Origin of the sequence: Desulfitobacterium sp. (genome assembly GCF_035539115.1) — a bacterium.
In the GTDB taxonomy this organism is placed as follows: Bacteria; Bacillota; Desulfitobacteriia; order Desulfitobacteriales; family Desulfitobacteriaceae; genus Desulfitobacterium_A.
On record NZ_DATLJA010000005.1, the window covers coordinates 1 to 9,165 of the forward strand.

Annotated in this window: 11 protein-coding genes; 8 read left to right on the forward strand and 3 right to left on the reverse strand. The window is 42.5% G+C overall.

The annotated features are described in order from the left end of the window. The first annotated feature begins 143 nt into the window (after positions 1-143). From VM640_RS00740 to VM640_RS00755, 4 genes are all read left to right on the forward strand, one after another. Positions 144-431, forward strand: a complete 288-nt coding sequence (locus VM640_RS00740) for a hypothetical protein (RefSeq protein ID WP_325388904.1) — start codon at positions 144-146, stop codon at positions 429-431. A 101-nt stretch (positions 432-532) separates the two neighbouring features. Continuing rightward, entirely contained in the window at positions 533-778 is a 246-nt protein-coding gene (locus VM640_RS00745) for a hypothetical protein (RefSeq protein WP_325388906.1), read from the forward strand. Between the two features lie 128 nt (positions 779-906). Beyond that, positions 907-1,083, forward strand: a complete 177-nt coding sequence (locus tag VM640_RS00750) for an aspartyl-phosphate phosphatase Spo0E family protein (RefSeq protein WP_325388908.1) — start codon at positions 907-909, stop codon at positions 1,081-1,083. Positions 1,084-1,438: 355 nt separating this feature from the next. Next, the gene (locus VM640_RS00755) at positions 1,439-2,683 is read left to right on the forward strand and encodes a BaiN/RdsA family NAD(P)/FAD-dependent oxidoreductase (protein ID WP_325388910.1); all 1,245 of its coding nucleotides are present in this window, start codon (positions 1,439-1,441) and stop codon (positions 2,681-2,683) included. Positions 2,684-2,784: 101 nt separating this feature from the next. Here the strand turns inward: VM640_RS00755 and VM640_RS00760 are convergent, their stop codons facing one another. The 3 genes from VM640_RS00760 to VM640_RS00770 are packed head-to-tail and all read right to left on the reverse strand — an operon-like array spanning position 2,785 to position 4,515. After that, the gene (locus tag VM640_RS00760; protein ID WP_325388912.1) at positions 2,785-3,183 is read right to left on the reverse strand and encodes a PaaI family thioesterase; all 399 of its coding nucleotides are present in this window, start codon (positions 3,181-3,183) and stop codon (positions 2,785-2,787) included. 39 nt (positions 3,184-3,222) lie between these two features. Continuing rightward, positions 3,223-3,390, reverse strand: coding sequence for a hypothetical protein (locus tag VM640_RS00765; protein WP_325388914.1), 168 nt, complete (start codon positions 3,388-3,390; stop codon positions 3,223-3,225). Then, positions 3,391-4,515 carry a sodium ion-translocating decarboxylase subunit beta gene (locus VM640_RS00770; RefSeq protein WP_325388916.1) on the reverse strand — a complete coding sequence of 375 codons (1,125 nt, stop codon included), beginning with the start codon at positions 4,513-4,515 and terminating at the stop codon, positions 3,391-3,393. Positions 4,516-5,030: 515 nt separating this feature from the next. Here VM640_RS00770 and VM640_RS00775 point away from each other — a divergent pair. The 4 genes from VM640_RS00775 to VM640_RS00790 all read left to right on the forward strand — a co-directional run. Further along, complete coding sequence (locus VM640_RS00775; protein WP_325388918.1) at positions 5,031-5,240, forward strand: acyl-CoA carboxylase biotin carboxyl carrier protein subunit; 210 nt, start codon at positions 5,031-5,033, stop codon at positions 5,238-5,240. Between the two features lie 14 nt (positions 5,241-5,254). Further along, complete coding sequence (locus VM640_RS00780) at positions 5,255-6,412, forward strand: acyl-CoA dehydrogenase family protein (protein ID WP_325388920.1); 1,158 nt, start codon at positions 5,255-5,257, stop codon at positions 6,410-6,412. 59 nt (positions 6,413-6,471) lie between these two features. Further along, complete coding sequence (locus tag VM640_RS00785) at positions 6,472-8,214, forward strand: acyl-CoA carboxylase subunit beta (RefSeq protein WP_325388922.1); 1,743 nt, start codon at positions 6,472-6,474, stop codon at positions 8,212-8,214. Positions 8,215-8,474: 260 nt separating this feature from the next. Then, a partial coding sequence (locus VM640_RS00790) for a biotin--[acetyl-CoA-carboxylase] ligase (protein WP_325388924.1) occupies positions 8,475-9,165 on the forward strand: 691 nt, incomplete at its 3' end.

Genomic DNA, 9,165 nt, shown 5'->3' on the forward strand with positions numbered 1-9,165 from the left:
AAAAATCACCTCAAACTACAGTATAGATAAATTATATTGAGATATCTATGGTTATCTCCACTATACTATATAATTCAACACAATTGAGGTAGATTCCTGCTTTTTGATGAAAAAATCAGAGGGTTTCTGCACCAGAATCAGCAATGTATAATATTTTTTTTCAAAACAGTATTCATCATGTAAGTAGTCAACTTACGAAAGGAACCGTTAATGGTCAAGAATATAAAGGAACAAAATTCTATGTAAATATACCATTTTACAAAATAATTAACCCTCAGAATGTTGAGGAATATGGGAATAGGTTATTTAAACTAATAACTGAGATGAATGCTATTTTAGAATCTTTTAACTTGGTTCCAACTGATATTATCGATGGACCTGAAGGGAAACGAGGATGGTTAATCTCATTTAAAAATAGATTTATTAAGTAAAGCAAACCTCCCATTATCCATATTATCTGAACAAATGGTGATATAGAGTTGGGACATAATTTTCGCTATGTAGTGAATCTTTTTGAGGATGAGGTGTCAAAATGCCAAAGAAAAGATGTCCAGCCTGTGGCTCAAATCATACCCTTAAGATCATATACGGAGAGCCAACATATGAAGCTTTTGAGGCAGCTGAAGGCGGAGAGCTTGTTCTGGGTGGCTGTTGCGTTACTTCAAACGATCCTACCCACTTTTGCAAGACTTGTGACCAGCAGTTTGGGGTGACAGATTCAATGCTGCAGTACGATATGGGAGCAACGCTTACCCACCCTACTGGAACAAATTGCTAAAGGTGATGCGAAAATATATTGATGAACGTATTTGTTGACGAAATTCGACAAAACTTCCTATGGATAAAATCTATTATTTTGCAGTACAATAGACATTGTGAGTCCTAGGAAGGGAAGTTTGAATTGAAGTGGAATGCCAAGTTGCTCATTTGATCAAGTTTATTGAAGAAATGCGAAGAGAGCTTATTCAATTAGGAAAAAGTAAACCCCTCACGGATCCAGAGGTCGTAAAGCTAAGTCAAAGATTAGATCGATTGCTGAATGAATACCAACTAATTAGTGATAAGGTTTTAACATCTAAGTAGGATTTAAATATTTTTTCAACGTTGCTAAAAACAAAAGGCGGAACCCATAATAAGTAGGGGTCCGCCTTTGTTTTATTCTATTTTGGTGAGTTCAATCAGGAGCTCGCATTTCATTTCGGTTTTTTAGGCTGCTTTGGTTTCTTTGTCTCCTTCTTGGTGCTTTTTTCTCCCATTGTATGACACTCCTTTCATATTAATAATGACACATCAATAGTTCTACAAAACGAACGAAATTCCTGCTGAGAAACGGGCTAGATTATTAACTTGTCTTTTAAAAATTGTGTGTTGACGATGGGGTGCGGTATACTATAGCGAGAGTAGGCTGATTTATTGGATTTGTCTAAGGGGGATTACGATGCCTAAAGGAGAACAAATTAAGATTGTTGTGGTGGGAGGAGGGGCAGCGGGTTTGTTTGCTGCTGTGATAGCCGGTCACCAAGGGGCTCAGGTCACTATTTTAGAGAAAAACCAGCGGGTGGGTAAGAAGATATTAGCGACAGGTAATGGTCGTTGTAATTTAACCAATATGGATATGCACATCTCTCATTTTCATGGCATGAATCCTAAGTTTGCTTATAATGCCCTGCAGGCTATGGATAATATTCAGACCATCGATTATTTCGAACACTTGGGGATTACCCATAAGGTTGAAGAGGAAGGAAAGGTTTTCCCCTTTTCCAATCAGGCGTCCAGTGTCTTAGATGTATTACGCTATGAATTGAATCGGCTAGGAATAGAAACCATTGTTGAGGCAGAAGTGAAGGAGATTCGAAAACAGTCCGAGGGTTTTGATATTTTAGCTAAGAATGGGGCCAAGTATTTTGCTCATCGAGTAATTCTCGCGACCGGAGGCAAAGCAGCTCCTAATTTAGGTTCTAATGGCAGTGGCTACGCCTTAGCCGAAAAACTAGGGCATCGTTTAATTGAGCCATTTCCATCGCTTGTTCAGCTTAAGCTGGCCGAGCCTTTTCTCAAGCAAATTAAAGGAATAAAATTTGATGGAGATGCGGAGATCATCGTCCAAAATAAAACCGTAGCTAAGGCGCGAGGAGAATTATTATTTACTGAGTACGGTATTTCTGGCCCAGCTATTTTCCAATTAAGTCGGACGGCTGCGGAAAAACTGAAAAAGAGCCAAGCGGTTTGGGTCAAGGTCGTGCTCATCAACCATCTGCCAAAGGATCAGCTCGTGAGCTATGTGAATAAACGCTGGCAGGATAATCCTGAAAAAAATGTGTCCTTTAGTTTTGTTGGCTTTATCAATAAACAACTTGTACCGGTATTGCTGAAACAGGCTGGTATCGAAGATCTTAACAAGCCAGTGGCGCTCTTGACCGCTCGGGAGAAGGAAGATATCATAAATATCTTGCAGGACTGGCGCTTTAAGGTAATAGGCACAAATACCTGGACGGCTGCTCAGGTCACCGCAGGGGGTATCGATGTACGAGATATAAACCAGAATACGATGGAATCGAAGTTAGTACCCGGGCTTTTCTTCGCGGGAGAAATTATGGATATCGACGGAGACTGCGGAGGTTATAACTTGCAGTGGGCCTGGTCCTCTGGTTATGTAGCGGGGAAGAACGCTCAAACATACTAGAATAGAAAAGAAAAGAGCCCTCACATGGTAGATCATATATTCTACTATGGGAGGGCTCTTTATTATTTGTGTCCGGGACGTAGGTCTCACTTCAATTACCCCTAACGGGCAAGTTGAGTGACCATAAAAGTTGCAGTCCCAAAGGCTACCAGGTTGCCTGAATCATCCTTGATTTCACCTTGCCCAACAATAATTCTCCTGCCCTTTTGGATGATCTTACCCTCAGCCCAGAGTGTTCCTTCATTAACTGGACGCAAGTAATTTAATTTCAATTCCACAGTCGAAGCGCCTTCGCTCGAATCTAAGCGTTCATTTACAGCTACAGCAATAGCCGAATCAAGCAAACCAGCAAGAACACCGCCATGAACATTTCCATAAAATTGTTTTAGCTGCTCAGTTACTTTCATAACAACTTGGGTTTTTCCGTCAACATTAGGGACAGTCGTCATGCCCATGTGTTTCCAGTAATCACCTGATTCTAGATCGGCAATTCGAACCACTGAGTTCTGCCTCCTTTCGCCTTGTTCGGATGGGTACTATTATTGCGAACTCTTTTTACTATCATCCGTAGAATCTGGGAACTTATTGCTAACAAAACTAAGACCTCTGATCAAGAAACTGATCCCCCAAAGCACAAAGAAACAAGCAACAAAATCAAATACACTTAATACAAGTGCCCCTGAAAGAGTATCTGGAATAATTGCCATTTAAAACGCCCCCAATAACGTTATCATGATTCCACCGGCTACCGCGGTCCCTAAAACACCCGCTAGATTGGGTCCCATAGCATGCATAATTAAGTAATTGCGTTTATTGTATTGTAGCCCAATATTATGAGATACCCGTGCTGCCATTGGAACAGCTGCAATACCCGCTGAGCCGATTAGTGGATTGATTCTTCCTCCGCTTATCTTGCACATCAGCCTCGCCCACAAGATGCCACTGGCTGTGCCAAAACAAAATGCAATGAGTCCAAGTGTCACGATTTTTAGTGTTTGTAGATTAACGAAGTTCTCTGCACTCATGGTTGATCCAATAGCAACGGCTATAAATACAGTAATGACATCTAAAAATACCCCTCCAATTGTGGCGGAAACTCTATCCATAACACCCGATTCCCTGATCAGGTTTCCCAACATCAAGCAGGAAATCAATGGCGCAATTGGTGGTAGTAATATCAAAACGATTAGAATCATCATGACGGGGAAAATGATTTTTTCACGCTTAGAGACGGGCTTTATTTTCGCCATAGCTATTTTTCTTTCTTCGAGCGGAACTAACGCTTTCATAATGGGTGGCTGAATCAGCGGAAGTAATGCCATATAAGAATAGGCGGCAACAGCGATCGGTCCAAGTAAATGTGGAGCCAGTTTAGTCGCCACATAGATAGCCATGGGCCCATCTGCTCCTCCAATTATGCCAATTGCACTAGCCTCAGCAAGACTAAAGCCCAGAAGTTTAGCACCAACTAATGCGATAAAAATACCTAAATGTGCGGCCGCGCCGAGGATAATCGTACTCGGATTGGCAATCAATGGTCCAAAGTCCGTCATAGCGCCGACCCCTAAAAATATTAAAGGTGGGTAAATGACTAAGGCTATACCCTGGTAGTTATAAGCCAAAAGCCCACCCGGGGCCATTAAACCTGTACCCGGAATGTTTACTAGGATACAACCAATCCCTAGAGGCACTAGCAGGAAGGGCTCATACTTTTTTACAATTCCAAACCATATAAATAATATGCCAATAGCTAACATGATTATATGAGCCGGTGTGAATTGTGCAAGACCTGTTCCTTGCCCCATCGCTTTTATCATATTGAAAACTTCCATAACAATCTCCTTTCAATTCGCAAGTCTTGATCCGGCAATTATAATTGCAGAAATCGAAAAAGTATATTCCTCCCCCCTTTTAGTCTGACATCCTTTAAATAAGCAATTTTCATGCCAGACGTTGGAAACGAGAAATGTTAATGATCGTAAGGTGCCTGTATCTGTGACAGATGTAGGGATATCCATACACTTGTCTGGATAACCGGACAGCGAATACACTCACATTTAATAAAAAGAGACGAACAAGCGTGAATGTTCAGAATGTTTTCGTCAGGGAAAGACCTTTTGTTCTATCTGTTTAAAAATGTACGTCCTGTCTTTATCCTATTTCTCTTAAGTCATCAGCATTTTTTTATGAACCATTAAGAATATGCCATTGCTAACAAGTAATGGCATTGTTTTTGCAATGTAAGAAGGTAGAACAGCAGTTTATTTACGCATAACTATGGTTTCAAATTACTAAAGAGAGGTGAAATAGGTCTTCGTTTAAAGAAAAATTTTAGGAGGTATTAACAATGGCAAATTTAGAGTGTCCTATAGCCGGAAAGATAATTGAAATCAACATAAAGGTAGGTCAAGAAGTTTCCGAAGATGATGAATTATTTATAATCGAGGCAATGAAAATGGAAAACCCCGTATTCGGTGATACAGGGATAGTGAAAGAGCTTAATGTCAAGGTCGGCGATCGGGTGCAAGAAGGCGATGTCCTGGCAGTGATTGAGTAAGGAGGGGACAAATAATGGATTTTGGATTATCCGAAGAACAAAGAATGGTTCAAGATATGGCTCGAGATTTCGCGAATAAGGAAATTGCTCCTTATGTTGAAAAGGACGAAGAAAATCACTATTATCGCCGAGAGATACTAACTAAGATGGGCGATTTGGGCCTGTTAGGCTGGAGCATACCTGAGGAGTATGGCGGAAATGGTATGGGTTGGATGGAAGCTGTAACTGCTTTATATGAAATAGCCAAGGTGCATACTTCATGGAGACTAAGTGTCAGCGGCAACTGCTGGGGACCAGCCATGACTATTAATGAATATGGGACAGAGGAACAAAAACAAAAGTATATACCCGGCCTTGTTAGTGGGAAGAACGTGGGTAGCTTTGCTATAACTGAACCCAATTCTGGTTCCGATGTGGGTAGTATGAAGACCTTCGCGACGGATAAAGGTGACCATTGGTTAATCAATGGTACCAAAATGTGGATATCGGGCGGACACACGTGTGATGTTGGACTTCTCTATGCGGCCACCGAAGTAGGCGGAGGAGCTAAGGGGCTGTCCTGTTTTATAATCGACTACAATAATACCCCGGGCATTACGAGAAATCCGATTCTCGGGAAAGTTGGCATGTGGACTGCTCCAACTTCGGAATTGGTATTTGAAGACGCAGTGATTCCGAAGGAAAACCTTTTAGGTCCTTTAAATAAAGGCTTCCAGATCTGTATGTGGATGTTGAATAATACGCGTATGGGTTGCGCTACGGGTTCAGCAGCGCTTTCAGCGGCCTGTCTAGAGGGTGCAGTTCAATATGCTAATGAGCGCACTCAGTTTGGTAAACCCATTGGAAAATATCAAATGATCCAGCAGCAGATTGCGGAAATGAAACTAGAAGATGAAGCGGCCAAATCTCTCGTTTATCGGGCTGCTTGGCTCAAAGAAAATAAATTACCGAATCAACAGGCGACTTCGCTGGCTAAACTATTCGGCAGTAACGCAGCAGTTCATGGTGCGAATATGGCAATGAAAATCTATGGTTCGTATGGTTATTCAACTGAATATCCATGCGGCAGGTGGCTCCGTGATGCCAAACAGTTTGAAACGCTAGAAGGAACATCCAATATTCATATGCAGATTATCGCGAAGATCGAACTGGGTTACCAACCCAACCGTTAATTGATTGAGAGTCGTCGTTACCACCTAACGCAGTTTGGATAAGAGGGGAGACCATAAAAATGGGTGATTACGGATATTCATTGCATCCATACTTTAAAGAAATGCCCGCTATTGGTAAGAAATTAACCCGCACTCTCAAACAGAATGTCGAAGACATAGAAAATGTGGAAGCAGAGATAGCTAAAGAAGTTGACCGGGTCAAAAATTCGGGCAAGGCAACAGAAGATATGAACAAAAAAGGCGAGATGACAGCATGGCAGCGCATCGATTACCTGGTTGATCCAGGAACCTGGTGTCCCTTGCATACGATCTATGACCCAGCGAGTAATGAAGAGGGAAATACTGGAGTGATTGACGGACTCGGCAAAATAGAAGGTAAATGGGCTGTTATCATAGCCTCCAACAATAAAGTTATGGCTGGAGCATGGCTTTCTGGACAGGCAGATAATGTCCTGCGGGTAACGGATATCGCGAAAAGACTTCACTTACCCTTAGTTTGGGTTCTCAACTGCAGTGGTGCAAAGTTGATGGAACAAGATGAGCTTTACCCCAACCGTAGGGGGAGCGGCACCCCTTTCTTCCGGCATGCAGAGCTGCAAGAAATGGGTATACCTATTATCGTCGGCATCTATGGAACCAACCCTGCTGGTGGGGGTTACCACTCGATCAGTCCTACTATTTTGATCGCCCACAAAAATGCAAATATGGCAGTTGGCGGCGTGGGTATCGTTGGCGGTATGAACCCCAATGGTTGTTTTGATGAGGAAGCTGCCGAAGAATTGATTGAGCTCACTCGTAAATCCGAGACAACTCCTCCAGGTCGAGTAGAAATCCACCACAACGGAACCGGTTTCATCAGAGATGTTTGTGATACAGAAGAAGGTGTACTGGACGATATCAAAAGATATATGAAGACAATACCTGCGTATGCCCCAGAATTCTTTAGAGTAGCTGATCCTGCTGAACCAAAATTCCCTGCAACGGATCTCTATAGCTTGGTACCTTTTAACCAAAAACGAACTTATCCGATGCATGAAGTATTGGCCAGGCTTTTTGATAACAGTGAGCATATGGAGTTCAAACCCGACTATGGCCTTGAAGTATACTGCGGACTTGCCAAAGTAGATGGATTGTTGTGTGGATTTATCGCCAATAACCAGGGAGTGTTGGGTCCCGATTATCCCAAGTATGCAGATTATCAGGGGATAGGTGGAAAGTTATACCGTGAGGGGCTCATTAAAATGAGCGAGTTTGTAACGTTCTGTGGTCGTGATCGTATTCCACTCGTCTGGGTGCAGGATACCACTGGCATCGATGTTGGTGACACCGCTGAAAAAGCCGAGATGTTGGGGCTGGGAATGTCGTTGATTTATTCCATAGAACAAACAGACAATCCTATGATGTCAATTATTTTGAGAAAAGGTACCGCGGCTGCCCATTACGTGTTGGGAGGACCTCAAGCGAATAACAATAATGTATTCACGCTAGGTACAGCTACCACTGAAGTCTATGTAATGCATGGAGAAACAGCGGCAGCCGCTTCTTATGCGCGACGGCTAGTTAAAGACAAGGATGCGGGCAAGTCCTTAGAGCCTACCATCGAAAAAATGAACAAGATGGTTAAAGATTACTATGATAAATCCAGACCCGCATATTGTGCCCAAAAAGGTTTTCTCGATGAAATAGTAGATTTTTCGAATCTGCGCAAATACTGCCAGGCCTTTGTCGGTGCTTACTATCAGAACCCAGCATCCATTTGTGCCATCCACCAGATGATAACTCCAAGAGTTATCAAAGGATAAAGGTTAGACCTGTTAAAAGATTATGATTGTTATTAATTCTGCCACTTTCCTTTTGCGTGTCGGGTTAACCCTTACATCTAACGGGGCATAAGGAGGTGGTAGATTTATTTCTCTAAGCATGAGAGGTGATAGGTAGTATGGTTAATATAGAGGAGAACAACAATGGAGAGGCTTCTATCCCGCATAAGCATATCAACTGGCAGGGAAAGGAGATATACATCTATAGGAAAGTATCTTCAACCAACCATATTGCACAGCTTATGGCACAATCTGGAGCTCCCGAGGGTACCCTAGTTATAAGTAGATCTCAGACATCCGGGAGGGGAAGGATGAATCGTCAGTGGGCGTGTCCGCCTGGCAAGGGGATTTTGATGTCGATGGTGTTGAGACCTGAAATCAGTGTGCAGTTTATTCCTCAACTGACACTCCTTTGCGGGGTTGTCGTTGCCGAAACCATAAGAAAAGTGACTGGATGTGCAGCAGGGATTAAATGGCCCAATGACATTGTCATAAGAGGAAAAAAAGTGTGCGGTATACTCGCCCAGAGTAGCTTTTCCAGAGGTGGCCCTGAGTACGTAATTATCGGCATTGGGATAAATGTTAATCTCGATATTGATCAACTCCCCCCCAATTGCCAAAAAACGAGTACATCCCTAAGGTTAGAAATGGGGCAAGACGTCTCCCGTTCCAAAGTACTTAAGCAGTTTATCATTTCATGGGAAGAACATTACCGGGTTTTTTTGAAGGGTGGACATCCCTATCTCCGAGCAAAATGGATTGATAACAATGTAACACTAGGACGAGATATTACCCTTAATAAGGATGAACACCTTATTTTGGGGAGGGCTGTAGATATTAGCGAGAGAGGTGGCCTTATCGTGAACTTGGGTGATGGATCGTCGGAGGAGTTCTTGGCTGAAGATCTGAGTTTGGGCAAAACTCATTATGGCA

Bases quoted from the DNA above. Each gene is read 5' to 3' on its own strand.
- VM640_RS00740 (WP_325388904.1), top strand. From the start codon at position 144: ATGTATAATATTTTTTTTCAAAACAGTATTCATCATGTAAGTAGTCAA.
- VM640_RS00745 (WP_325388906.1), top strand. From the start codon at position 533: ATGCCAAAGAAAAGATGTCCAGCCTGTGGCTCAAATCATACCCTTAAG.
- VM640_RS00755 (WP_325388910.1), top strand. From the start codon at position 1,439: ATGCCTAAAGGAGAACAAATTAAGATTGTTGTGGTGGGAGGAGGGGCA.
- VM640_RS00765 (WP_325388914.1), bottom strand. From the start codon at position 3,390: ATGGCAATTATTCCAGATACTCTTTCAGGGGCACTTGTATTAAGTGTA.
- VM640_RS00770 (WP_325388916.1), bottom strand. From the start codon at position 4,515: ATGGAAGTTTTCAATATGATAAAAGCGATGGGGCAAGGAACAGGTCTT.
- VM640_RS00775 (WP_325388918.1), top strand. From the start codon at position 5,031: ATGGCAAATTTAGAGTGTCCTATAGCCGGAAAGATAATTGAAATCAAC.
- VM640_RS00780 (WP_325388920.1), top strand. From the start codon at position 5,255: ATGGATTTTGGATTATCCGAAGAACAAAGAATGGTTCAAGATATGGCT.
- VM640_RS00785 (WP_325388922.1), top strand. From the start codon at position 6,472: ATGGGTGATTACGGATATTCATTGCATCCATACTTTAAAGAAATGCCC.